The sequence below is a fragment of the Bacillus sp. TE9106W genome (assembly GCF_054062215.1).
The window spans coordinates 93,546-118,166 of sequence record NZ_JBSSFA010000009.1 but is presented as its reverse complement, the minus strand read 5'-3'; the positions used below and the strand labels follow the sequence as shown (position 1 = coordinate 118,166).

Sequence of the window (24,621 nt, the reverse complement as noted above, 5' to 3'; positions counted from 1 at the left end):
AGTAGAACTAATTTAAGGGGGAACACTATATGAAAAAAATGTCCAGACAAGAAAAAAGCTGGATATTATATGATTGGGCGAACTCGGTATATTCGCTCGTCATTACAACTGCATTATTCCCAATTTACTTTAAAGCAGCTGCAAAAGAAGCTGGACTATCTGGTGCAACGTCAACAGCATATTGGGGATATGCGAACTCATTCGCTACACTTTTAATTTCTATACTTGCCCCTATTCTCGGCACAGTTGCTGATTATAAAGGATTTAAAAAACGATTTTTCACGTTCTTCTTTGGACTCGGTATTGTATTTACAAGTATGTTAGCAGTCGTCCCAACATCTCAGTGGTACTTATTGCTAGGATGCTATATGCTCGCATTAGTCGGTTTTGCTGGAGCAAACATTTTTTATGATGCATTTTTAGTAGATGTCACTTCTGAAGATAGAATGGATCGAATTTCTACGAGAGGTTTCGCTTTAGGCTATATTGGGAGTACTATTCCATTTATCGGTTGTATCGCTCTTATCATTCTTGCTCAAAAAGGAACTATCCCTTTATCAGTCGGCATTGCTAGTCAAATTTCATTCGCGATAACCGCTCTTTGGTGGGGACTATTCACAATTCCAATGCTGAAGAACGTAGAGCAAACACATTATATTGAACGTCACCCAAAACCAATTGCAATGAGCTTCAAACGCCTTGCTGATACTTTTAAAAATATTAAAGAATATAAAACGGTCTTTATGTTTCTAATCGCTTACTTTTTCTATATTGATGGGGTCGATACAATTATTACTATGTCTACCGCTTATGGAACAGATCTCGGCATTAGTGCAACGAATCTATTAATCATCTTATTCGTCACACAAATTGTAGCTTGTCCATTTGCTTTATTATACGGAAAATTATCAACAACATTTACAGGTAAAAAAATGCTATATGTCGGTATTATTATTTACATCATTATCTGCATATATGCTTATTTCTTAAAAACGACACTCGATTTCTGGATTTTAGCAATGCTAGTTGCTACTTCTCAAGGTGGTATTCAAGCACTTAGTCGTTCCTATTTTGCAAAACTAGTACCTAAAGAATCTGCAAATGAATTTTTTGGATTTTATAATATATTTGGCAAATTCGCCGCGATTATGGGTCCAGTATTAGTCGGTGTTACAACACAATTAACAGGAAAAACAAATGCTGGTGTTCTTAGTATTATTGTATTGTTTATTATAGGTGGATTCTTATTAACTAGGGTCCCTGAAAATAATACATCCGTTACACCACCTAATCCGAAAACTAAAACGCTATAAGAAAAAGATCCTCTTCATGCAAGAAGGGGATCTTTTTTATCTATAACGTCTTACAATTAAAAACTCAACAGCCGGCTTTACAACTATCGCAGCACATAACGCAAACAATAACGGTATGTTATGAAAATCAATCCATCTATTAAAGCCTACCGATGCGAAAAACAGACCAAAAATGAATACAACAAGTACGTAATATGTAACATTGGCACTTGTTTTTAATACATGTTTTTCTAAATCCTGGTTCTCCTCAGTTTCCCCTTCAACGCTATGTGATGCCGAACTTTTAAATAGATAATGCAACGCGATGCTGCAAATAAATAGTGCATACCAGTTTACTTGAAGTTCAGTTAACCAATAGTAAAGTGCATACACTAACGTACCTATAGCCACTAATATAGTAACGAAAAGGCTTATTTTCTCTTTCCCCAACAACTACTCCCCCTACTGCTTGTACAAAAATAGTTTATCAACAGTTGTTCCTAATACTTCCGCTAAACGAAAAGCTAACGCTAAGCTTGGATCATATTTATTATTCTCAATTGCATTTATCGTTTGTCTAGAAACCTTACATTTATCAGCTAATGCGCCTTGTGAAATATTATTTTCAGTGCGTAATTCATAGATTTGATTTTTCACACCATTTCTCCTAACCTGTAAAATCGGTTTTACATCATCAGTATATAATTGGCTCATATAGTTGTCAAAAGTTCCCCAAAGAAAAAGGGAGCACTTCTGCTCCCTTACAATAGTTATTTCGACGCTAACGAATTTGTTAGTTCCTCTTTATTAGCGACATCTTCTTTCTTTATTTGCATGCGTAGAACTGGCCCTATTGCTAATAAAATAAGTGCCATTGCTATACAAAATACAATAATCAGTGATGTCATTTCCTTTAATCCTCCAGCTAAAGCAGTACCAATTAGCATAGCTCCCATAAACAGGGGTAAAATTGTTCCATTTACTCTTCCAACCATATTTTCTGGTACAAGTTGAATCATAAGCGTACCGACAACGATATTAACGCAAGCTAAACAAATACCTGTTCCAAATCTCATGAAACTAGTAATCCAAAATGATGTAGATAGCCCTTCTACTAAAAATGACATCGCTAATATGCTCATACCGAATACAAACATCTTTTTTGGATTCACCTTTGAAGCAAACACTGCAGCAACAATACCACCAATTAACATACCTATTCCATCAGCTGCAGCTAAATATTGAACTGCTTCCTTTTCCATTCCAAGGCGTTCTATTACAAGAAACACCTCTAACGGATTCGTTAGTCCAACAGCTAAGCCCATAATGGTGAAAGTGATTGTAATCATACGTAAATTTTTCGTATGAAGAACGTATTTCCAACCCTCTTTTATATCATTTTTTAATGAATCTCTTGCCACTTGCTCTTGTTCAACCCATTTCGGTAAAAATGAAAGAGCGATAGCAGATAACAAAAATAAAATGATTAAGCTATATAGTGACGTAAATAAACCAAGTTGCGTATACACAAGCGATCCTACCACTGGTCCAAAAATCATAAATAATGACTGTAATGTTTGGTTAAATGCAATCGCATTCGCTACCTGTTCTTCCTTTACGTAGCGCTTAAATATACGCGAAGATGATGGCTGAGAAAACTGGCCTACAATCGCGGAAATGAGTGTTGCAAAAAATATAGCCTGCCAATAATCCAGCTTTAACAACAAGACAATACCTATAATAGATAGTACACTTAACACATCTCCAGCAACCATCGTTCTTTTCGGATTCCAGCGATCAGCTAGCGCGCCACCGATAAACGAGAAAATAAAAATAGGTGCATATTCCATAACCGATAACAACGAAACTGAAACTGGATCATTATTCGTTCGCTCCATTATGAAATACAAAAGGGCCATATTTCTAATCCAAATTGCAAATTGTTGTAAAATATCTGATGCCATAACGAGCATAAATGCTCGATTTTTAAATAAAGCGTTCATTTTTATTCCCCTTCCATAAACCGACCGTTCGGTCTAATTTTTTTTGTAAGAAAAGCAACTGACCTATTATTCAGCTGCCATTCCTTTTAACAATACATCTATCGCCTTTTTATAAATACGTTTCAGTTCTTTATAATCTAACTCGTAATAAAGTACTCCCAGCCCTGATAATAATCTATTCACAATATACATAAGATCGCGCGTATTATCTTCACGAAACTCTCCAGACTGTATGCCTGCTTCAATTAATGTCTCAAACATAACATATGATTCTCTAGTTAAAGCTAACATTTCATCCAAAATTTCTTTGCTTACAACTTGGCTCATAGAAAATTCTTCTATTGCATTAGAAATAGGTTGTTGTATATCCTCTACATGATATTCTGCTAAGGCATACAATTTCTCAGTGCTAGTACTATACAACTTCTCTTTTTCATTCCATTTTTCAAGCCAATCATACGTATGCTGCTTTACTACAAATAAAAATAATTCTTCTTTACTTTTAAAGTGATAATAAATGCTTCCTTTACTTCGCTCTGTAATTTCACAAATCTCTTCCATAGATGTGGCTGCATAGCCCTTCTGTGAAAATAAAATTTCTGCTTTATATGCAATTTCTTTCTTTATCTCTTCTGCACTTCTTCTCATATTCACACCTCTTTAAACCGACCGTTCAGTCTAATAATAACAAATTAAAAACCTCTATTACAAGAGGCTATATTTCTTATTTAAGAAAATGTACTTTCAAACCACGTTCGAATCATATGTATAATTCCAATTTTAAATCCTAATTTCACAAGAAATACGCCTCCCCCAGCTAATAAAAATAACATTACTTTCCCCTTATTTTTCACTTTCGGTTCCCTTTCCATTTCCATTCCCCTTAGTATATTAAAAACAGTTAATCAAACGTTTGTTTAACTGTTATTATGCATATGTAAGCCAACTAATCAAACGTTTGTTTAAAAAGAAATACGCCTATATAAGGCGCATTTTCATCAATCACCGCCGCCACCGCAGCTCCCTCCACTATCTCCACCAGAAGACCCTCCGCAATCATGTGAACCTCCATCATGCGAGCTATCATTATCAGATCCGGCAAAGAAAAATAGTGGCGATGAGCTGTTAGATGAATTATGAATGTTATTTTGTTTCATAAGATTTACTTTCTTTTTGTTTGATCGAACTGCTGTTACGATTATTCCAATTACAACAAATAATAGTATAAAAATAATAAATTCCATTTAAAAGCCTCCCTTATTCCTCGAATAATTGAATGGTTCTCTCTAGATTTTCAAGCGAAATGAAGCGCGATTCACGAAGAATCTCTTTTCCATTATGAAATAATAAAATTGTCGGTCCAGTAAATACTGCATATCGCCCTGCAACCTCTTGCATGTCTTGCAGTAATATCTCTATTTTCTCTACGTAATCATAATTCTCTAATACGTAATTTACTTTCCTTAACATGACATCACAAACACCACAATTTTCCGTTTTAATAAATAGAAGTACTAATTGTTGTTCTTCAATATATGTTGCTAATTCTTCTATCGTTTCAAATTTTTTCATCTTATCCCTCTTAACGTAGTTTATGAAATACTTTATCTTGATACATACGAAATGCTGAACTATCTTTAATCTTTCTTTTTTCCATTACTTGCTGAAAACGTAGCGTTTTTGCCGTTAACTCTTCTTTTAATTTTTTTCTCTCTTCTTCATCATAACAGCAAGCAATTAAATCCTCTATTTTTAATATATCTTTTTGTAGTTCCATTTCTGGGGGAATCATTCCCGCATTTTTTAAAATTTTATAACTCATTCTAAGTTCTGGAGGTACCATTGAAAGATCTTCTAATTGTAGCAGTTTTCCTTTTCCTGGAATATCGTCAAGATCACCATTCCGTATTGCTTGTCGAATTTTTTCTTCAGCAATATTCAAAAACACATCCACACTATTCCCTCCTTTACATATTTTTACTATTATTTTACATGATATTTTCTCATCTTGCTATGCCATAAGAAATTGACTTCATACAATTTTTTCTCAATTTTATTTATAAGGAGCTATTTTCTACCTCACAGATGTTTTATTTTCATATACAGTTTGTATTCAAGCCCTTTTATATTGAGAAAATCCTTCTGAATCGAATAAAGCGTTTACACTAAATCTTACATTTGTTACGATTTAATCATCCTCATCTCCTTGTATAGACTTCGTGATGTCTGATCATTTTTATCTAGATGATTTATACATCTAGATTCATTTTGATTTATTGGCGCATGCCTTTAAATATATCTTTTATTTTGAAAGGAGAAATGGCTATGAAATCAAAAAAATTCACACTGCTATTACTATCCCTACTACTCTTCTTACCTCTTTTTCTCACAAACTTTATTACTCCCAATGTCGCATTAGCAGATTCACAAAAGCAAGGTCAAAAAATTGTTGGGTATTTTCCTTCATGGGGCATTTACGGACGTAATTATCAAGTTGCAGACATTGATGCATCAAAGCTAACTCATTTAAACTATGCTTTCGCTGATATTTGCTGGAATGGAAAACATGGAAATCCTTCTACTCACCCCGATAATCCAAATAAACAAACGTGGAACTGTAAAGAATCTGGTGTACCACTGCAAAATAAAGAGGTCCCTAATGGTACTCTCGTACTCGGTGAGCCATGGGCTGATGTCACAAAATCTTATCCTGGCTCAGGTACAACTTGGGAAGATTGTGATAAATACGCACGCTGCGGAAATTTCGGTGAACTGAAACGATTAAAAGCTAAGTATCCTCACCTAAAAACAATTATTTCCGTTGGTGGCTGGACTTGGTCTAACCGCTTTTCTGACATGGCCGCTGATGAAAAAACAAGAAAAGTATTCGCTGATTCTACAGTCGATTTCCTACGCGAATATGGATTTGATGGCGTTGATTTAGATTGGGAATATCCGGGCGTAGAAACGATTCCTGGTGGTAGTTATCGCCCTGAAGATAAACAAAACTTCACCCTACTCCTTCAGGATGTTCGAAACGCATTAACGAAAGCTGGTGCAGAAGATGGTAAACAATATTTACTAACAATTGCATCAGGTGCAAGCCAACGTTATGCTGATCATACAGAGCTAAAGAAAATCTCTCAAATACTGGACTGGATTAATATTATGACATATGATTTCCACGGTGGATGGGAAGCTACTTCTAACCATAATGCAGCTCTATACAAAGATCCAAATGACCCAGCAGCGGATACGAATTTTTACGTAGATGGTGCGATAGACATTTATACAAATGAAGGGGTTCCAGCAGATAAACTCGTATTAGGTGTACCATTTTACGGACGCGGGTGGAAAAGTTGTGGAAAAGAAAATAACGGACAATACCAACCTTGTAAACCAGGTAGTGATGGAAAGCTCGCTTCTAAAGGTACTTGGGATGACTATTCTACCGGCGATACAGGTGTGTACGATTATGGTGATTTAGCAGCTAATTATGTTAATAAAAATGGCTTTGTTCGCGGATGGAACGATGTGGCGAAAGTACCTTATTTATATAATGCAACTACAGGTACATTTATTAGCTATGATGACAACGAATCTATGAAATATAAAACAGACTATATAAAGACAAAAGGTTTAAGTGGCGCAATGTTTTGGGAGCTTAGTGGTGACTGTCGTACAAGTCCAAAATATAGTTGCAGTGGACCAAAATTACTTGATACGTTAGTAAAAGAATTACTAGGTGGACCTATTACTCAAAAAGATATTGAGCCACCAACAAACGTAAAAAATATTGCTGTAACAAATAAAAATTCAAACTCAGTTCAATTAAACTGGACGGCATCTACTGATAACGTAGGAGTTACGGAATATGAAATTACTGCTGGAGAAGAGAAATGGAGTACAACAACAAATAGCATTGCAATTAAAAACTTAAAACCTAATACAGAATACACATTTTCAATACTAGCAAAAGATGCTGCTGGGAATAAATCACAGCCTACTTCTATTCTTGTAAAAACAGATGATGCTAACACAACACCTCCTGGTGGAAATAGCAATGCTACCTTTTCAGTCACTTCAAATTGGGGAAGTGGTTACAACTTCTCGATTGTAATTAAAAATAGTGGAACGACCCCTATTAAAAACTGGAAATTAGAATTTGATTATAACGGCAATTTAACACAAGTTTGGGATTCTAAAATTAGTAGTAAAATAAATAATCATTACGTAATTACGAATGCAGGATGGAATGGTGAAATTCCTCCTGGTGGATCAATTACAATCGGAGGGGCAGGAACAGGCACTCCTGCTGAACTTGTAAATGCATCCATTAGCGAAAACTAAACGTAACTTCCATTAATTGTTTCACTAAAGTTTGAATTTAGGTTTGAGTGCTCTCTCCTAAATTCAAACTTTTAATTTTATGAAAAATCACAAAGAAACATTATAATAACCTATTATAATTATATTTAGTTTTCAATATGAAGTTCGTGTGAAGTTCATCTGAATTTTACATGAATTTCCTTTAAGCTCTATTGTCTTCCTATACCAATCACATTATCCTTTACATATAGGAATTATTTTCATTCCATTTCAAACTATCTACATATATAAAAAAAGATAGTCGCCTATTAGGGAAAGGCATCTAGTATTATTATAAATATAAACATAACAAAAGAAAAAGCACGCTTATAAGCGCACCATAAGAGTGCTTCTTCATACAATTCTCATGTAAAAGTTCTCGAAAATCATGTTAATCACAAAGAAAAGGCATTAGCTTATACAAGCTAATGCCTTTTCTTTATTCATATTGTTCAGCGTTCCATTCTTCTATATTCCACACTTTTGTTATCCACGCTTCATAAAAAGAAGGCTCATGTGATACAAGTACAACTGTTCCTTTATATCGTTGTAGCGCTTCCTGCAAAGACTTCTTTGTTTCTATATCCAAATGATTAGTTGGTTCATCTAAAATTAAAACATTACTTTTCGTTACGATAAGTTCGCATAAGCGTACTTTCGTTTGTTCTCCACCGCTTAATAAACGAATAGGTTTTAATACGTGTTCTTCTTTCAATCCACACTTTGCTAACGCTTGCCGTACTTCTTTCTTTGTCATATCAGGTCGCTCTGCCCAAACTTTCTCTAAGGGTGTTGTTTCTGAAGCAAACTCTTCCTGGGCAAAATACGCAGGATTTACTCGTTCTCCAACAGAAATTGAACCGCTTAGCGGCTTAATTTGACCTAATAATGTTTTTAACATCGTCGTTTTTCCAATTCCATTATGACCAATAATCGCTATCTTCTCTCCTTTTTTCACTTGTAAATTCAACTCTGGGCATAACGGATCACTATAACCTATCCTTAGTTTCTCAGCTTGCAATATACGACTGACCGGCTCCTCATAAACATTGAAATCAAAACGGGATCGAGGTACAGGATGAATCTTTTCAATCCTTTGCATTTTCTCCAATACTTTCTCTCGACTTTTAGCCTGTTTCGCTTTACGAATTTTATTTTTTTGAATAAATGTTTCTAACTGAGAGATTTCTTTTTGTTGTTTCACATACGCCGATTGTAATTGTTTCTTTTGCACTTGATAACTTTGTACAAACTTTTCATAGTTTCCTACGTATCGCTTCACTTTCCCTCCTTCTAGATGAAAAATAACATTTGTAATACTGTTCAAAAATAATTCGTCATGCGAAATGATTACATAAGCTTTTTCATATAGTCTCAAATACGATTGCAACCATTCTATATGGGCTGTGTCTAAATAATTTGTTGGCTCATCTAGTAATAAAACATCAGCTTTTTCTAAAAGAAGCTTCCCAAGTAATAACTTTGTTCGCTGTCCCCCACTTAACTTCGATACATCCTTTTTCAAACCTATTTCAAATAAACCTAAACCGATTGCTACTTCTTCAACTTCTGCATGAATGTGATAGAAATTAGAGCTTTCCAATATAGTTTGTAATTCTCCATACTTTACTAACAGTTTTTCTACTTCTCCTGCTCCATTCATTTCTTCAGCAATTTTTAACATTTCGCATTCAATCGCATACAAATCAGCAAATGCACTTTGCAAGTATCCCTCAATTGTCATCCCTTCTTGTAAATCCATATGCTGCTGTAAAAAACCTATCTTCACATGAGGAAACCATTCAATATTCCCATCATCATGTATAAGTTCTCCTGTTAAAATCCTTAGCAATGTTGATTTTCCGATTCCATTTTCCCCTACTACCCCAACATGCTCGCCCTTCAATAGTCGAAAACATGCATTATATAAAATGGTTTTCTCACCATACGAATGACTTAAATTTTCTACCGTTAATATACTCATTATTTTCTCTCCTTTACTTATGGTTCATAAGCTAAATAGAGAGAGCAACAGTATAAAGCCTTATTTAATTGTGCATAAAAAATGGGTAAGGTGAATACACCTTACCCATTACATATTATCGTAAAAAAGGATTAAGGTTCTTTACCTGCTGTCTTCAATTTAGCTTAATCGATAAAAATGGGCAGACTTCTCCCGTATCAAGCTAAAACCATTTGAAGAACAGTTGATAAAGTCATTTTATCCTTTCACTCCTTTAACATTTGTTATATTAAGAGTATAAACTCCTCTATTATATTCTATTCTCTACTTTTCCTTTTGTTCCTTCCCCATGTTATCGTTTTCTGCATAAATTTCTTTATACATCTTTTCTAATGCATATGGACTTGTAAAGATGAACGTTAACGATTTCCACATATAAATTCTTCTTTGTAATTCTATTCCGTATCCTTTACTCACCATACTTTTCACTTCTGGAATATGGTCTTCGGTTTGAAATTGTTGTACAGACTTCAATTCATCCGTTTTAAAATCCGTTAAAAGACCTACCACAACTCGTCCATGTTCCTGTGATCTTTCTTCTAAATCAAACTGAATTGAATGGACAAAACCTAAAACGTGAAAAATTTGAGCATGTAAACCAACAACAGCACGCTGTTCCATTAAATTGTAGCACTCTCGTTTTAGCACCTCTACCATTTCCAAAGAATTTCTATCAACTTTCATTTTGCCGACAAACATAACTTTTACAATATGAGCGACTGCCCCCATACTTTTTAATACACTCTCTAGAATTTCTACCGCGTCTTCTACATAACCATTTAAAATTATAGAATGAATAAATTCATCTAATACCGCTTGAAACTTTTTAATTAAATGTAAATCACGTAATTCCGGAACATCTTTTCTCAATTGATCTCGGCCTTGAACCCACTTTAAAATTTCTGTCATTTCTTCTTCTTTTAATTCATGATGTTCCATACCATACTTCATTAATAAAATATGATTTTTTAATACAGCTTTTCTTTCTTCAAGATTATCTGCCGTTAATTCATCCACTATTTTCTCTATAGTTTTCATCCTTCTCCCCCTATATAAAAAAAGCCTTTTAACAGTAATTATACTAAAAACTGTTAAAAGGCTTTTTCTATTTTTTCATATAAGGAGCTAATACTCTCAGAATTTCTTCCTTATCCTTCTTTAACTCAAGTGATGTTAACATATCCATCGTTCTCGGCCTAGGTAATTTCACTTGTACCTCACCAACTATTGATGCTGGTCTTTGAGATAAAATAAATACGCGATCCGAAAGCAAGATTGCCTCATCTAAGTCGTGTGTAACCATAACGATTGTTTGCTTCTCTTGGTGCCAAGAGTTTAGAAGCCAGCTATGTACTTCCATTTTTGTAAAAGCATCTAATTTACCAAAAGGCTCATCAAGTAACATAATTGGCTTTTCACATAAATATGTGCGCAGAAAACTAATTCTTTGACGCATACCACCAGACAATTCATCTGGATAATGTTCTGCATATTCATCTAGTTCAAACTGCTTTAATGCTTCCATTCCTTCTGTCAGCCTTTGTTTTTTCGGCTTTCCTTCAATTTCTAACGGAAGAACGATATTTTGCAAAGCTGATCGCCACGGTAGTAATAAATCCTGTTGCGGCATATAACTTACAACATCTTGCTCTTGCATTTGCTTATCGTTATACGTTACACTTCCACTTGTTGGATTCTCAACATTTGCGATCATATTTAATAGTGTGCTCTTCCCGCAACCACTTGGTCCTACAAAGGAAACGAACTCCCCCTCTCGTATAGAAGCACTAATATTTGCTAATACATTCTTTCCATCGAAAGATTTCACAATATCTTTTATTTGTAATCCACTCATTTTTCACTTGGAAGGAACTCATTTGTAAAGGCATCTTTCACATCAATTTTCTTCTTAATAACTTTGTTATCATATAAGAAATTCATGTAATTCGTCCAAACTTCTTCCTTCTGTACTCCCCACGCTTTTGCATCATCTTGATACTTCGTACTTAACCATTTTTGACTTTCTTGTACTAAATCTTTATTTACATCTGGAACAGCTTTAATTAAAATATCAGCAGCTTCTTTCGGCTCTTTAATTGCGAAATTATAACCCTCTGTCGTTGCACTCATAAACTTTTTCACAAAGTCTTTATCTTGCTTCGTATGTTTTTCACTCGTAATCATAACAGGACTATAGAAATCAAGCGCTGGATCTAAGTCTTTCACCATAATCGTATTTAACTCTTTTCCTTGGCGCTTCGCTTCAATTCCATCCCATCCATAATAAATCCATTCAAAATCTGCATCACGACCAATTGATTTAAAGAAATCTGTTTGTCCTAAAATGATTTTTTCAACTTTATTAAAATCAGCTTGGTGCTTATCCATAATTGTCTTTAATGTCGCTTCTTCCGCTGGTCCTCCCCAGCCACCGTAACGTTTCCCTTCAAAATCTTTCGGTGACGTCATATTATCTTTCTTAAGCGATGCAAAAGCTGAAGTGTTATGCTGAATAATCGCCCCTACAGATACAACGGGAATACCTTCCACACGAGCCAACGTTACATTTTCTTGTGCGCTTATGGCGAAGTCAGCTTTTCCTGAAGCTATCATTTGCTCCGCCGTCACATTATCACCAGGCTGAATGATTTCTACATCTAAGCCTTGCTTTTTATAATAATCTTTCGCTTGTGCTACATATAAGCCGGTATGATTCGTATTTGGAAACCAATCTAATACGACTTTTACCTTTTGATCTTTACTTGCACTTTCTTCTTTCTTCGCCGGATTACATCCAGCCACACCTACTGCTAATAAGGCAGCTAGCATAACTTTTAAACCTTTTTTCATTTTCTGCCGTCCTTTCTATATATCCATGGTGCTGTTATTCTTGCCATAAACTCTACGATAAAATACAGACATAATGTCACCATTACAATAATCGCTGCAACACCAAATACTCGGGCTGTTAAAAAGGATTTCGTAGCCCTTGTAAGCATAACTCCTAATCCTTCACTGGCACCGAGCCATTCTCCAATAATCGCTCCCATTACGCTATATGTAACTGCAATTTTTAAACCTGAGAAAAAATATGGAAGCACTGCTGGAAACTTTACTTTCTGGTAAACTTGCCATTTCGTTGCCTTCATCGTTTGCAACAACTTCAACATATTTTTATCTACCGTTTGAAAACCTTCTAAAATGCTAAGCGCAATCGGGAAGAAACAAACGAGTATGACTACCATTACTTTCGGTAGCATTCCATATCCAAACCAAATAATAAATAACGGTGCAAGTACAACGATTGGAATCGTTTGCGAAATAACAAGCAACGGATTTATTAAAATACGAAATAAAGGGATAACGTCCATAAGAATTGCAATGCTTGTCCCAATTAAAATCGCAAAGAACAGTCCAATTATAACCTCTTGCAGCGTTTGCATCGTATTCGGTAATAGTAAATCTTTCATTCCAATTAATTCTTGAACAATGGCAGAAGGCTTCGGTAAAATCCACGGTTCGATTTTAAATAATGAAACAGATCCTTCCCATATCGCAATGAGAAGGATAAGCCAAATTGTTGTAATTATTTTAGATTGCTTCTGGTTTTGCATATTCATCACGGTACTTCCAAACTTTTTCATCTATCGTTACACCAGTGCTTGGACGATAGTGGATTTTAATAGAAGTAATCACTTCTTCAGCTCCAGCATCCACACAAGCTTGTTGCGCACATTTAACGACATCAAGAAGTACATCTAATTCTCCTTCCAGCGTTGTTTCCATTGCCCCTACTTCATAACGAACTCCCGATTGTTGCACAACTTCAATTGCCTTATCAACAACAGAATATACATCTTTTGTTTTCGCTTGTGGTACTACTGAAAATGACATTGTAACTTGTTGTGACATAGTAAAATCCCCCTTATGAAATTAAATTTTAAAACAAGAAAAGGCTTTCCTACTACGTAGGAAAGCCTTGTATGCAAGTTATTATAGAATAACATATGCTACATCACTTTAAGTAACTCCCTACGCTGGCATTATCCAGATCAGGTTGAGGGTCGATGTTTGCTTACATCCTCTCAGCCAATTGGCTCCCCGGTCCTTAATTCGTTTTCATTGTAGCATGATTTATTTTATTGAACAAACAAAAGCATGTATAATCATTTCATTTAACTTTTGAACTCCCCAATTAACTCTTGTAACTCCTGTGAAAGCCAGCTTAAAGAACTGGCTAATTCAGCAATATCTTGTACAGACATTTCCTGTTCTTTCATACTTTCTTCAACATTACTACTACTATTTGTATACATATTTGCGATAAGTGATAGTTCATTTACAACACGAACAATATTTTGGCTATTTTGCAATATATCACTTGAATTGCTAGAAACAACTCTAACTTGATTTGTAACAGATTGTGCTGATTTTGAAATTTCCTCAAAGAAAGCACCATTACTTTCAACAAGTTTCATCCCAGATTCTACTTCTTTTGAAGCTTTTCGCATTGAAACAACAACTTCTTCCGTACCAGCTTGTGTTTCCCCTATTAAATTTGCTATATCTTTTGCTGATGCTTCCGTCTGCTCTGCTAATTTACGCAATTCATCAGCAACAACGGCAAATCCCTCTCCAGTTTCCTCAGCACGTGAAGCTTCAATAGTAGCGTGTAAAGCTAGCGAATTCGTTTGATTTGAAATACTTGTAATTACAGTTACAATATCACTAATTTCTTTTGATCTTACTTCCAAAGAATAAATGATAGAAGATAAATCTTGTACTGCATTTTGTATTATATTCATTTGATTAATTGCCTGTTTAGTAACACCGTTTCCTTTAACTGACTGATGCTCTATACCTTCAGACACTTTCTCCATTTGTTTTGCCGCATTCGTTATCTCTTCCATCTTATCTTCCACTTCATATACAATACCTAAATACTGTGGTACTGAAGTTTCTTGTAACTGAGCGCCAGCTCTTAACTCAACCATAGAACTTACGATTTCTTGAACTGCCATACTATTCTCTTTCGTACTCACTGACAATTCTTGTGAAGATGAGGAAACCTGTTCTGCTGTCTGCTTCACTTTATCTATAATTCCTTTAAACTTCTCGATGGTATTATTAAAATAAGAATTAATAATACCAATATCATCTGATCTTTCCTCTAATTTAATATTTAAATCACCTTCACCAACTCTGCGCAATCCTTCACGTAAATCTCGCAATGGAGCAAGTGCATTACGTACAATTAAGAATTGAATAACAGTTGCAATTAAAACAGAAATACAAATAAACATTAAACCTTGTATAATGAACTTTTCCTTTGTACTAGGAACAATAGAGGCATCTACATCGGCTGCAACAATTGCCACAATATTTCCTTCTCCATCTGTAATTGGCTCTAATATCGTTACCCATGTTCCTAATAGATCTTCATATACTACTGTCATGTTTGCTTTTTTCGTGCTCATTACCTTATCGTATGCTTCCATCCAAAGATCTGGTTGTTTATAATATTCTCCCGGCCTTACTTCAACAACATTTGCTAAGTCTGTAGACAAGTCGACGATTAGTAACTCACCTTTTTCATTTTTTTTTGCTCCAACAATATACGTTTGTCCAACACTATTCAATTCTTCCGTTGCTTCATCTAATTTCTCTGTTAACTTCTCTCTCTTTTCTCTTTGTGCCAATGGGTCTTTTGTAACATCTCTCACTATTTCTTCGTCTAATTTATGTAATACCGTATCTCCTGTTTCAAAAGAATGCCTTTCAAATATAGACATCATGCTATTTTGAAACATGTTAAAACTTAACGCTCCCATAGTACCAACAAGCGTCAAAATAACTAACACAGTTAACAATACATTCTTTTGAAGAAATGATAGCTTGTGCCAATATTTTTTCATCAACATCACCTTTCTTAATTAACTTAATATAAAGGAAAACTATTAAAATAAAAACCTTATCAACAACTGATAAGGTTTCTCATTTGTTTGCAAATAAAAAAAGACCAATGAAAAAGCATTGGTCAAGACCAACCCTATCCGTCCGGTAACTGGCTAGCGTAGCCTTTCGGCCTTAGCTCCTGTAGTTTTGCGTCCTAATGTTTCCATCAGTTTGCCTTTCTCGCTGAACGAGTTGAACGATATGGGAGTTCTATGAGAATTACATTATTCTCTATCAAAGATTACAACATAAAAATTAAAATGTCCACCTATTTAGAGATACAAATGTAAAATTTGGATGTATTATTTTTTCGAAATAATTTAACAAAGTACGTGAATGTTACATTTCTTGTGTTATATAATAAAAAATGTATATAACACAAGGATTGTTTTGAGTATTTATTTTAATTTTCTTTTAAATTAAATTATTCGAATATATCTTAACTAATGAATTTCGGAGGTAGTTTATCATGTTTTGGCTACAATTTCTTACGTTACTACTCTGCATTTTTATTGGCGCACGTCTAGGCGGAGTTGGTCTAGGAGTAATGGGTGGCGTTGGTATGGCAATACTTGTTTTCGTCTTCCACTTACAACCTACAGCTCCTCCTATTGATGTCATGCTTATGATTTTAGCAGTAATTACAGCTGCTGGTGCACTCCAAGCCGCTGGAGGAATGGACTACCTTGTTCATCTGGCCGAGAAAGCATTACGAAAAAATCCAAAACGCATTACATTCTTTGCTCCAATTGTTACTTATTTATTTACACTTTGTGCAGGAACTGGTCACGTTGCTTATTCTGTACTTCCTGTTATCGCAGAAGTCTCTCGCGAATCTGGAATTAGACCAGAACGACCAATGTCAATTGCCGTAATTGCTTCCCAACAAGCAATTACAGCTAGTCCTATATCAGCTGCAACAGTTGCACTTTTAGCAATGTTAGCTGACTATAAAATCACCTTATTAGATATTTTAAAAGTAAGTATCCCTTCTACTTTCATCGCTTGTATGATAGCTGCATTTGTTGCTAGCAAAATGGGGAAAGAATTAAATGAAGACCCTGAATACTTAAAACGATTAAAAGAAGGAATGATTCCTAAGATTGAAGAGAAAAAAGAATTTGTTGGTGTAAAAGGCGCTAAATTATCAGTTATCCTTTTCTTAGTAGGAACTTTCCTTGTCGTACTTCTCGGTTCATTTGAAGCACTTCGTCCAGGATGGATAGTTGATGGGAAGTTAGCCCGTCTTTCCATGCCAAACACAATTGAAATGGTTATGTTAACGATCGCAGCTCTTATTATTATTTTCTGTAAACCAAATGTAGAAAGCATCGTGTCTGGTAACGTCTTTAAAGCGGGGGCAACAGCAGTTGTTGCTATTTTCGGTATCGCTTGGATGGGAGATACTTTCTTTAACGGAAACTTAAATATGATTCAAGGATCAATTCAGCATCTAGTAACAAGTGCGCCATGGCTATTTGCCATCGCATTATTCATTCTATCTATTTTACTATATAGCCAAGCAGCGACAGTACGCGCTTTAATGCCTCTTGGATTATCACTCGGTATTCCACCAGCACTCCTGATCGCGATGTTCCCTGCAGTAAATGGATACTTCTTCATTCCAAACTATGGAACAATCGTTGCTGCCATTAACTTTGATCGTACTGGTACAACTGGCATTGGTAAATATGTTTTAAATCATAGCTTTATGATTCCAGGCCTAATCGCAACATTCACTTCTATCGGAATTGGAATGCTCTTAATTTCAATTATGTTTTAAAGAAAAGCACAACCCTTAATCTTAAAGGGGTTGTGTTTTTTTAATCAAACGTTTGTTTAAATATTTTTAATCGTCCATTCTGTTCTTTACTATTTTTGTGAAGTTCCCTTTTCCTACAAACTCCTACTTACTTCCTCTACTAATTTCTTCGTACTTTCATAGGCAGATTCCGCTAAACTAATCGCAGAAATAACTGAAACACCATCCGCACCTGCTTCTATAACCGAAGCTGTATTTTCAATTGAAATGCCACCAATCCCAACAATCGGTATTGTAATTCCTTGCTCTCTAAAATGAGCTAAACCTTTCGTTCCTTGCACCGCTTTCGTATCCTTTTTCGTACTCGTCGGAAAAATTGGGCCAACTCCTAAATAATTAGCTCCGTTTTCAATTGCCCAGCGTGCTTCTTCAATTGTATGGGTAGATACACCAACAATTTTATCCCCCATTTTTTCACGAACAGAGGTAATTCCTTCATCATCTTGCCCAACATGCACGCCATCTGCATCTAACTCGAGGGCTAGTTCCACATCATCATTTACGATGAATGGTACACCGTATTCCTTACAAATTGCTTGTAATTCTTTTGCGAAACAAATACGTTCTTCTCCCGTTAAAGCCCCTTCTCCCTTTTCACGAAATTGAAAAATTGTTATACCGCCTTCAAGTGCCTCTCTCAATACTTGCAGTGGATCCTTCGTACAATTGTTACTTCCCATAATAAAATATACTGATAATAACTTAGACATTTCTGCCTTTGAAATACGTGACATTTATTTTCCCTCCTTACTATATAACCTCAATCTTCCCATACTTTTCTATATCACTCGAAGTCGTATTGGCTAACTGATTTAAAAATTCAATTTGGAAACTACCAGGTCCTTTTTCTACTGTCTTAGCAGCTGCTAGTTCCGCGGCTACACCATAAAACGTTAATGCCGCTACTGCAGCCTTTACATAATCCTTTTCTACCGCTACAAATGCTCCTATTACAGAAGTTAGTAAACAACCAGTTCCCGTAACTGTCGTTAAAATAGAGTGACCATTTCGAATAACAATAGTTCGCTCTCCATCTGTAACAACATCTTCTTTTCCAGTAATCACCGCAACTGTATTTAGTTCATCTGCTGCCTGCTTTGCAATACTTACGACATTACCATTTCCAGCACCAGCGTCTACCCCTTTAATTTCCCATTTTTCATTAATAACGTTCGCTATTTCAGCTGCATTTCCGCGAATAATTGCTAATTCGATTTCAGCCGGAATATGTCTCGCAACTTCTGTTCGATACAAAGTTGCCCCTGCGCCAACCGGATCAAACAGTACCGGTACATCATTCGTATTAGCCGACTTACCAGCAAGTAACATCGCTTCTACCTCATCAGGACGAAGTGTCCCCATATTTAATACTAACGCTCCAGCAATGCTAGCCATTTCTGCTACTTCTTCTTTTGCATACGCCATTACAGGCGATGCCCCTAATGCTAATAAACCGTTAGCTGTAAAATTTGTTACAACAACATTTGTAATATTATGAACGAGCGGATTAGATTCTCTCACCAAATCCACTACTTTGCTAATTTCTTTCATATTCATCCTTCTCATCTCCTAACTATAGTGATGGGAGATACACAAAAAGGCACTTTGCGCGTACGCAAAGTGCCTGAACATGTGCTTTTACACTCTCCCTACGCTGGCATTATCCAACAGGTTCAAATGGTCAATGACGGAATAGTCATACTCTCAGTTTGCATCCACAAACTCCCATGTGCTTATTATTCATCTACTTCAAAGTCTACTCTTATTCTATTAAAATAACAAGTTCTTTACTTTTCTATTTAATATGGAAGCAACCTATATAACAATAAGCATAATAAAATGAAACTTTAATCAGTGGGGACTTTGTTCATTCCACTAAAAACCGTTCAAATATGGAGCGAAACTGAATCTCGAGAAGATGTATGCTATAGTTAACGTATGGAATTTTGAAAGGATGTTTTTAATATGGCAAAAAGCGTTGTAATCGCTGAAAAACCTTCCGTTGCACGAGATATTGCGCGTGTACTGAAGTGCGACAAAAAAGGAAACGGCTACCTTGAAGGTAGTAAATATATTGTAACTTGGGCTTTAGGTCATCTTGTTACATTAGCTGATCCAGAAAGCTATGATGTGAAATATAAAAAGTGGAATTTAGAAGATTTACCGATGCTACCTGAGCGTTTGAAATTAACTGTTATTAAACAAACAGGGAAACAATTTAATGCTGTAAAAAGTCAGCTTCTTAGAAAAGATGTAAATGAAATCATTGTAGCAACAGATGCTGGACGTGAAGGAGAATTGGTTGCTCGTTGGATTATTGATAAGGTTCGAATTAACAAACCAATCAAACGTCTATGGATTTCATCTGTTACTGATAAAGCAATTAAAGATGGTTTCGCAAATTTAAAACCAGGTAAAGCATATGACAATTTATACGCTTCAGCTGTCGCACGTTCAGAAGCTGACTGGTATATCGGTCTTAACGCGACTCGAGCTTTAACGACTCGCTTTAATGCCCAGCTTAACTGTGGCCGTGTGCAAACACCTACTGTTGCTATGATCGCTAATCGTGAAGATGAAATAAAGAACTTCAAAGCTCAAACTTACTACGGCATTGAAGCTCAAACAACAAATCAATTAAAACTAACGTGGCAAGATGCAAATGGCAATAGCCGCAGTTTTAATAAAGAAAAAATTGATGGTATTGTAAAAGGTTTAGATAAACATAATGCTACTGTTTTAGAAATTGATAAAAAACAGAAGAAGTCATTCTCTCCTGGTCTTTACGATTTAACTGAATTGCAACGTGATGCAAATAAAAAGTTCGGTTACTCTGCAAAAGAAACATTAAACATTATGCAGAAATTGTATGAGCAACATAAAGTGTTAACGTACCCTCGTACAGATTCACGCTATATCTCATCTGATATCGTTGGAACACTTCCAGAACGTCTAAAGGCGTGCGGAGTTGGAGAGTACCGTCCTTTAGCACATAAAGTATTACAAAAGCCTATTAAGGCTAATAAATCATTTGTTGATGATAGTAAGGTAAGCGATCATCACGCAATTATTCCGACAGAAGGATACGTTAACTTCTCCACCTTCACAGATAAAGAACGTAAAATTTATGATTTAGTTGTAAAACGTTTCTTAGCTGTTTTATCCCCAGCATTCGAATACGAGCAACTAACGTTACGTACAAAAGTTGGCAATGAAACGTTCATTGCACGCGGAAAAACAATTTTACATGCCGGCTGGAAAGAAGTATATGAAAACCGCTTTGAAGATGATGATGTAATGGATGACGTAAAAGAGCAACTTTTACCTCGCATCGAAAAAGGCGATACATTAACTGTAAAGTTAATTATGCAAACATCAGGTCAAACGAAAGCACCTGCACGTTTTAACGAGGCCACTTTACTTTCAGCAATGGAGAATCCTACAAAATATATGGATACGCAAAATAAACAACTTGCTGATACATTAAAATCAACTGGTGGATTAGGTACTGTAGCAACGCGTGCTGATATTATCGACAAGCTATTCAATTCATTCTTAATTGAAAAACGTGGTAAAGATATTCACATTACTTCAAAAGGCCGTCAGTTACTTGATTTAGTACCAGAAGAATTAAAATCACCTACACTAACTGGTGAATGGGAACAAAAGCTAGAGGCTATCGCAAAAGGTAAACTGAAAAAAGAAGTGTTCATTTCAGAAATGAAGAACTATACGAAAGAAATTGTATCTGAAATTAAATCGAGTGATAAAAAATATAAGCATGACAACATTTCAACGAAGTCTTGTCCAGACTGCGGTAAACCAATGCTAGAGGTAAACGGCAAAAAAGGAAAGATGCTCGTTTGCCAAGACCGTGAATGTGGTCATCGTAAAAATGTATCTCGTACAACAAACGCTCGTTGCCCTCAGTGTAAGAAGAAGTTAGAATTACGTGGTGAAGGTGCAGGACAAATCTTTGCATGTAAATGTGGCTATCGCGAAAAATTATCCACATTCCAAGAAAGACGTAAAAAAGAATCTGGAAACAAAGCTGATAAACGTGACGTTCAAAAATATATGAAACAACAGAAAAAAGAAGAAGAACCATTAAATAACCCATTTGCAGAAGCATTAAAGAAATTAAAATTTGATTAAACATAAAAGGTTCCTACCTCTATCGGTAGGAACCTTTTATGTTAGTGAATGATTTTACTTCCTTTTGCATTCTCAACAAATTTTTCACTTGATTTGTTAATTGGTGTTTTCAGTAATAACGCAGCAACAATCATAACTACTACGAAAGCACTTAACACAAGTAAATCTCGCGTTACAATATCCCATAGCATTCCGCCTACTGTTTCACGAATTGCACTAATTGCGTATGTGAACGGTAAGAACGGATAAATCGCTTGGAAGAACGCCGGTGTCATTTGAATTGGGAATGTTCCGCCCGATCCTGCTACTTGCAGTACAAGTAAAATGATCGCCATCGATTTCCCTACGTTTCCGAAAATAGAAACGAGTGAGTACACGATACAAACAAATACTCCACCTATAAATAAACTGAATAATACAAACCAGAACTTATCGACTACGTACGTACCGAGTAAGAATATATCTCCCATCGATACGATAAACGCCTGTGAAAGACCTATCGTTAAGAATGTTAATAAACGTCCGAAGTAAATTTCATGGCTCTTATAATTCGCGCCCTCTTCATGTACTTCTACTGTTAATAACGAAACCATTAATAATGCGCCTACCCATAATGCAAGCACTGTATAGAATGGTGACATTGCTGAACCGTAGTTCGGCATTGCAAATAATTTATTCTCTTTTAAATTTACTGGATTTGCAAAGTAATCACTTTGCTTCTCAACATCGTTTTTCAACAAACGGATGATGTCTTTTAAATCCTCTTCAGATTCAAAATCACGAATTTTATCTGCTAATTCTTTAATCTTTTTCTCAGTAGCTGGCATTTCAGCTTTAATATCTGCTAATTTCTTTCTACCGTCTACTAAGCCTTTTGATGAATCTTCTAGTAATTTTTTAACATCTGGAAGCTTTTTGTCTGCATCATTTAAAATTTGAGTTGTATTTTTCGACATCTCTTTTGTACGAGCAATTGCTGTATTGAAGTTAGGTACAATTTCTGAATCATACGTCGATAATACATCTGTTAATTGAGCTGATCCGCCCTTCGCAGCGTTGTTAATACTTTCAATTACATCTTTTGTAGGTTTCTGTCCATTGTTAAGAAGTGTAATCCCCTTATTCGTTGCATCTACACCTTTTTGCAGACTACTTTTCGCTTTATTTAATTTTGCAATTCCATTATTAAGATTTTTATCACTATTTACATCTGCTAAAACCTTATTTGTACTTTCTAGAACTGGAATCATATCATCAATTAAACCGATTCCAGATTGAAATTGACCATTTAAACTATTTAAAGCTACTTTCGTTGAATCTAAATCGTTAATACCTCTATTTTTTACATCTTCTTTCGCCTTTTGTAAATCTGCTTTTGCACCTTCAATACCATTTTTTACTTTATCGTAATCTGCTTTTGCATTATCATATGCTGCATTTGCATCAACTTTAGCTTGATCGACTGTGCTAACTGCTTTTTTATAATCTGCTACAAACGTTTCATTATAATCTTTTTCAGCTTGATCAATTAATCCATTTGCTGCATCTAATTTTTGATTCGCTACATCTGTTACATCTTTCTTTACTTCTTGTCCTGTGCCAATAACATTTACAATATCTTTAATGCCGTTGTTTGCATTTTCCATACCGCTTTTCAGCTTAGTTAAGCGATCCACTCGCCCTTGGAAAAAGCTTTGACCAAAATCAGTCGTCGCCGATTTTTGAAGTTCAGTAAATACATTAATAAGATACGAAATACCTTCTGTACGAGCTTGTAATTGATCTGATACCGCATTTAAATCTTTCTTTGCTTGTTCTGGATCAAATTGCCCATTTTGCAATCCATTTACAACACTTTTTCCATAAGCTGTTCCTGCACGTGATGAACTTAAAACATTATTTACTGTTTGATTAATACTTTGTGCTATATTTTTATATCCATCACTATTCAACTTAGAAAGATCTGGTTTCGCCGGGAATTCTGGTAATCCATTCATTCCAGACAAATCAGGGATGTTTAAATCCACTCCTGGATTCATTAAAAAGTCAGTAAATGCAGCAGCTCTATCCATAACGCCTTGTGCTACTACTAAATCATTTCTTATCTTCCCTGGAGCATTTTTTAATGTTTGATCTTGTCTTGCAAAGAATTTATCTAAATTCGCCAATGCTTCCTGCCCATCATTTATTACACTCTCTACAACAGGTAAATCTTTCTGCGCCACTTTCACAATATCCTCTGCTCGAGTCGCATCATCTAACGCCTTATCCATCAGTGTATTCATTTCTGGGAACTGCGCTTCTAACTTAAATACAAGATCTTTTACTTTCTCAATACTTGGTAAGTTTGTTTCTAAATCGATTCCAAGGTCATTGAAGATTTTAAAAATCTCACCGTTCGCTGTTTTAACAAAGTTTTTACTAATTTCTTCTGTAATACCTGATGCACCTTTTGCTGTAATTTTCGGTGCAATCGCGTTTACCTTTTCATTTACATAGTAATCAAGTTCTGGTTTCTGTGGATTTTCATCCAGAACAGTTGCAATCTTTTCAGAGAAGTCTTTTGGGATTGTAATGCTTGCATAGTAATCCCCACGTTCAACTCCGTAAATTGCTTGTTTTTCATCTACAAATTTCCAGCCAAGATTTTTGTTTTTCTTAAGGGAATCTACAATCTCGTCCCCGATATTAATATCTTTCCCTCTTAAATTAGAGCCTGCATCTTGGTTAGAAACTGCAATGGGAACCTCTTTTGTATTTCCATACGGATCCCAAGAAGCTTTAATGTTAAACCATGCATATAACGATGGTAAAATCATTAACCCTACAACAATAACAATTGCAGCCCAATGTTTGGCTACATTCCGTAAATCTGTCTTATAAATACGCCAAATTTGTTTCATAGAAGTTATCACCTAATTATATATTTTTCCTTCTTTAGAAAATGATACATACATTTTGCAATTATATCACTTTCTACATCGTGGATTAACCGAAAACGAA

Annotated in this window: 22 protein-coding genes and 3 riboswitches; of the genes, 4 read left to right on the top strand and 18 right to left on the bottom strand. The window is 35.4% G+C overall.

Features of this window, described 5'->3' with window-relative positions; all coding sequences use genetic code 11:
- The first annotated feature begins 29 nt into the window (after window positions 1–29).
- Entirely contained in the window at window positions 30–1,313 is a 1,284-nt protein-coding gene (locus ACVWY7_RS17425) for an MFS transporter (RefSeq protein WP_000738818.1), read from the top strand.
- A gap of 36 nt (window positions 1,314–1,349) precedes the next feature.
- Here the strand turns inward: ACVWY7_RS17425 and ACVWY7_RS17420 are convergent, their stop codons facing one another.
- The 8 genes from ACVWY7_RS17420 to ACVWY7_RS17385 form a co-directional block, all read right to left on the bottom strand.
- On the bottom strand, window positions 1,350–1,742 hold the full coding sequence (locus ACVWY7_RS17420; protein WP_000514012.1) for a hypothetical protein: 393 nt from the start codon (window positions 1,740–1,742) through the stop codon (window positions 1,350–1,352).
- Window positions 1,743–1,754: 12 nt separating this feature from the next.
- On the bottom strand, window positions 1,755–2,006 hold the full coding sequence (locus ACVWY7_RS17415) for a helix-turn-helix transcriptional regulator (RefSeq protein ID WP_000081044.1): 252 nt from the start codon (window positions 2,004–2,006) through the stop codon (window positions 1,755–1,757).
- Window positions 2,007–2,062: 56 nt separating this feature from the next.
- Complete coding sequence (locus tag ACVWY7_RS17410) at window positions 2,063–3,295, bottom strand: MFS transporter (protein ID WP_000992560.1); 1,233 nt, start codon at window positions 3,293–3,295, stop codon at window positions 2,063–2,065.
- 66 nt (window positions 3,296–3,361) lie between these two features.
- Window positions 3,362–3,943 (bottom strand): TetR/AcrR family transcriptional regulator, encoded by a 582-nt coding sequence (locus tag ACVWY7_RS17405; RefSeq protein ID WP_001254430.1) that lies wholly within the window; start codon window positions 3,941–3,943, stop codon window positions 3,362–3,364.
- An 80-nt stretch (window positions 3,944–4,023) separates the two neighbouring features.
- On the bottom strand, window positions 4,024–4,167 hold the full coding sequence (locus ACVWY7_RS17400; RefSeq protein WP_000439127.1) for a hypothetical protein: 144 nt from the start codon (window positions 4,165–4,167) through the stop codon (window positions 4,024–4,026).
- A 126-nt stretch (window positions 4,168–4,293) separates the two neighbouring features.
- Window positions 4,294–4,539: a hypothetical protein gene (locus ACVWY7_RS17395; protein WP_000394351.1), complete on the bottom strand. Its 246-nt coding sequence runs from the start codon at window positions 4,537–4,539 to the stop codon at window positions 4,294–4,296.
- A 13-nt stretch (window positions 4,540–4,552) separates the two neighbouring features.
- The gene (locus ACVWY7_RS17390; RefSeq protein WP_000713042.1) at window positions 4,553–4,867 is read right to left on the bottom strand and encodes a thioredoxin family protein; all 315 of its coding nucleotides are present in this window, start codon (window positions 4,865–4,867) and stop codon (window positions 4,553–4,555) included.
- Window positions 4,868–4,877: 10 nt separating this feature from the next.
- Complete coding sequence (locus ACVWY7_RS17385; RefSeq protein ID WP_456523876.1) at window positions 4,878–5,249, bottom strand: DnaJ family domain-containing protein; 372 nt, start codon at window positions 5,247–5,249, stop codon at window positions 4,878–4,880.
- A 371-nt stretch (window positions 5,250–5,620) separates the two neighbouring features.
- Between ACVWY7_RS17385 and ACVWY7_RS17380 the strand changes: the two genes are divergently transcribed.
- Window positions 5,621–7,645 (top strand): glycosyl hydrolase family 18 protein, encoded by a 2,025-nt coding sequence (locus ACVWY7_RS17380; RefSeq protein WP_000837167.1) that lies wholly within the window; start codon window positions 5,621–5,623, stop codon window positions 7,643–7,645.
- A 457-nt stretch (window positions 7,646–8,102) separates the two neighbouring features.
- Here the strand turns inward: ACVWY7_RS17380 and ACVWY7_RS17375 are convergent, their stop codons facing one another.
- From ACVWY7_RS17375 to ACVWY7_RS17345, 7 genes are all read right to left on the bottom strand, one after another.
- On the bottom strand, window positions 8,103–9,647 hold the full coding sequence (locus tag ACVWY7_RS17375; RefSeq protein WP_456523875.1) for an ABC-F family ATP-binding cassette domain-containing protein: 1,545 nt from the start codon (window positions 9,645–9,647) through the stop codon (window positions 8,103–8,105).
- Window positions 9,648–9,950: 303 nt separating this feature from the next.
- The gene (locus tag ACVWY7_RS17370; RefSeq protein WP_000848341.1) at window positions 9,951–10,724 is read right to left on the bottom strand and encodes a hypothetical protein; all 774 of its coding nucleotides are present in this window, start codon (window positions 10,722–10,724) and stop codon (window positions 9,951–9,953) included.
- 67 nt (window positions 10,725–10,791) lie between these two features.
- Window positions 10,792–11,541 (bottom strand): ABC transporter ATP-binding protein, encoded by a 750-nt coding sequence (locus ACVWY7_RS17365; RefSeq protein WP_000016068.1) that lies wholly within the window; start codon window positions 11,539–11,541, stop codon window positions 10,792–10,794.
- Window positions 11,538–12,536, bottom strand: a complete 999-nt coding sequence (locus ACVWY7_RS17360; protein ID WP_000715551.1) for an ABC transporter substrate-binding protein — start codon at window positions 12,534–12,536, stop codon at window positions 11,538–11,540. Before ACVWY7_RS17360 ends, ACVWY7_RS17365 begins: the two co-directional genes overlap by 4 nt.
- Entirely contained in the window at window positions 12,533–13,306 is a 774-nt protein-coding gene (locus ACVWY7_RS17355) for an ABC transporter permease (protein ID WP_001057157.1), read from the bottom strand. Before ACVWY7_RS17355 ends, ACVWY7_RS17360 begins: the two co-directional genes overlap by 4 nt.
- Entirely contained in the window at window positions 13,278–13,598 is a 321-nt protein-coding gene (locus ACVWY7_RS17350; RefSeq protein WP_000082905.1) for an MTH1187 family thiamine-binding protein, read from the bottom strand. The genes ACVWY7_RS17355 and ACVWY7_RS17350 overlap by 29 nt, the downstream gene beginning before the upstream one ends.
- Window positions 13,599–13,698: 100 nt before the next feature.
- A riboswitch (TPP riboswitch) is annotated at window positions 13,699–13,800 on the bottom strand.
- A gap of 61 nt (window positions 13,801–13,861) precedes the next feature.
- Window positions 13,862–15,601 carry a methyl-accepting chemotaxis protein gene (locus ACVWY7_RS17345; protein ID WP_073523196.1) on the bottom strand — a complete coding sequence of 580 codons (1,740 nt, stop codon included), beginning with the start codon at window positions 15,599–15,601 and terminating at the stop codon, window positions 13,862–13,864.
- 141 nt (window positions 15,602–15,742) lie between these two features.
- Window positions 15,743–15,827: riboswitch (cyclic di-GMP riboswitch) on the bottom strand.
- Window positions 15,828–16,110: 283 nt separating this feature from the next.
- On the opposite strand from ACVWY7_RS17345, the gene ACVWY7_RS17340 reads away from it, so the two are divergent.
- Entirely contained in the window at window positions 16,111–17,424 is a 1,314-nt protein-coding gene (locus ACVWY7_RS17340) for an anaerobic C4-dicarboxylate transporter family protein (protein WP_000498695.1), read from the top strand.
- 113 nt (window positions 17,425–17,537) lie between these two features.
- On the opposite strand, the gene thiE is transcribed toward ACVWY7_RS17340, so the two are convergent.
- On the bottom strand, window positions 17,538–18,197 hold the full coding sequence (gene thiE, locus ACVWY7_RS17335) for a thiamine phosphate synthase (protein WP_456523874.1): 660 nt from the start codon (window positions 18,195–18,197) through the stop codon (window positions 17,538–17,540).
- A gap of 16 nt (window positions 18,198–18,213) precedes the next feature.
- Window positions 18,214–19,020 carry a hydroxyethylthiazole kinase gene (gene thiM, locus ACVWY7_RS17330; protein ID WP_001056088.1) on the bottom strand — a complete coding sequence of 269 codons (807 nt, stop codon included), beginning with the start codon at window positions 19,018–19,020 and terminating at the stop codon, window positions 18,214–18,216.
- 72 nt (window positions 19,021–19,092) lie between these two features.
- Window positions 19,093–19,202, bottom strand: a riboswitch (TPP riboswitch).
- 226 nt (window positions 19,203–19,428) lie between these two features.
- On the opposite strand from thiM, the gene topB reads away from it, so the two are divergent.
- Window positions 19,429–21,618, top strand: coding sequence for a DNA topoisomerase III (topB, locus tag ACVWY7_RS17325; RefSeq protein WP_073523203.1), 2,190 nt, complete (start codon window positions 19,429–19,431; stop codon window positions 21,616–21,618).
- Between the two features lie 41 nt (window positions 21,619–21,659).
- On the opposite strand, the gene ACVWY7_RS17320 is transcribed toward topB, so the two are convergent.
- Window positions 21,660–24,521, bottom strand: a complete 2,862-nt coding sequence (locus ACVWY7_RS17320; protein ID WP_105989371.1) for a YhgE/Pip domain-containing protein — start codon at window positions 24,519–24,521, stop codon at window positions 21,660–21,662.
- Window positions 24,522–24,621 lie beyond the last annotated feature (100 nt).

What these genes read in the sequence shown, in the direction of transcription:
- ACVWY7_RS17410 (WP_000992560.1), bottom strand. Translation starts at nt 3,295, where the DNA reads ATGAACGCTTTATTTAAAAATCGAGCATTTATGCTCGTTATGGCATCA.
- ACVWY7_RS17380 (WP_000837167.1), top strand. Translation starts at nt 5,621, where the DNA reads ATGAAATCAAAAAAATTCACACTGCTATTACTATCCCTACTACTCTTC.
- ACVWY7_RS17365 (WP_000016068.1), bottom strand. Translation starts at nt 11,541, where the DNA reads ATGAGTGGATTACAAATAAAAGATATTGTGAAATCTTTCGATGGAAAG.
- ACVWY7_RS17425 (WP_000738818.1), top strand. Translation starts at nt 30, where the DNA reads ATGAAAAAAATGTCCAGACAAGAAAAAAGCTGGATATTATATGATTGG.
- topB (WP_073523203.1), top strand. Translation starts at nt 19,429, where the DNA reads ATGGCAAAAAGCGTTGTAATCGCTGAAAAACCTTCCGTTGCACGAGAT.
- ACVWY7_RS17350 (WP_000082905.1), bottom strand. Translation starts at nt 13,598, where the DNA reads ATGTCACAACAAGTTACAATGTCATTTTCAGTAGTACCACAAGCGAAA.
- ACVWY7_RS17345 (WP_073523196.1), bottom strand. Translation starts at nt 15,601, where the DNA reads ATGAAAAAATATTGGCACAAGCTATCATTTCTTCAAAAGAATGTATTG.
- ACVWY7_RS17370 (WP_000848341.1), bottom strand. Translation starts at nt 10,724, where the DNA reads ATGAAAACTATAGAGAAAATAGTGGATGAATTAACGGCAGATAATCTT.
- ACVWY7_RS17405 (WP_001254430.1), bottom strand. Translation starts at nt 3,943, where the DNA reads ATGAGAAGAAGTGCAGAAGAGATAAAGAAAGAAATTGCATATAAAGCA.
- ACVWY7_RS17355 (WP_001057157.1), bottom strand. Translation starts at nt 13,306, where the DNA reads ATGAATATGCAAAACCAGAAGCAATCTAAAATAATTACAACAATTTGG.
- ACVWY7_RS17415 (WP_000081044.1), bottom strand. Translation starts at nt 2,006, where the DNA reads ATGAGCCAATTATATACTGATGATGTAAAACCGATTTTACAGGTTAGG.
- thiE (WP_456523874.1), bottom strand. Translation starts at nt 18,197, where the DNA reads ATGTCACGTATTTCAAAGGCAGAAATGTCTAAGTTATTATCAGTATAT.
- ACVWY7_RS17340 (WP_000498695.1), top strand. Translation starts at nt 16,111, where the DNA reads ATGTTTTGGCTACAATTTCTTACGTTACTACTCTGCATTTTTATTGGC.
- ACVWY7_RS17320 (WP_105989371.1), bottom strand. Translation starts at nt 24,521, where the DNA reads ATGAAACAAATTTGGCGTATTTATAAGACAGATTTACGGAATGTAGCC.
- ACVWY7_RS17360 (WP_000715551.1), bottom strand. Translation starts at nt 12,536, where the DNA reads ATGAAAAAAGGTTTAAAAGTTATGCTAGCTGCCTTATTAGCAGTAGGT.
- ACVWY7_RS17390 (WP_000713042.1), bottom strand. Translation starts at nt 4,867, where the DNA reads ATGAAAAAATTTGAAACGATAGAAGAATTAGCAACATATATTGAAGAA.
- ACVWY7_RS17400 (WP_000439127.1), bottom strand. Translation starts at nt 4,167, where the DNA reads ATGGAAAGGGAACCGAAAGTGAAAAATAAGGGGAAAGTAATGTTATTT.
- ACVWY7_RS17375 (WP_456523875.1), bottom strand. Translation starts at nt 9,647, where the DNA reads ATGAGTATATTAACGGTAGAAAATTTAAGTCATTCGTATGGTGAGAAA.
- ACVWY7_RS17395 (WP_000394351.1), bottom strand. Translation starts at nt 4,539, where the DNA reads ATGGAATTTATTATTTTTATACTATTATTTGTTGTAATTGGAATAATC.
- thiM (WP_001056088.1), bottom strand. Translation starts at nt 19,020, where the DNA reads ATGAATATGAAAGAAATTAGCAAAGTAGTGGATTTGGTGAGAGAATCT.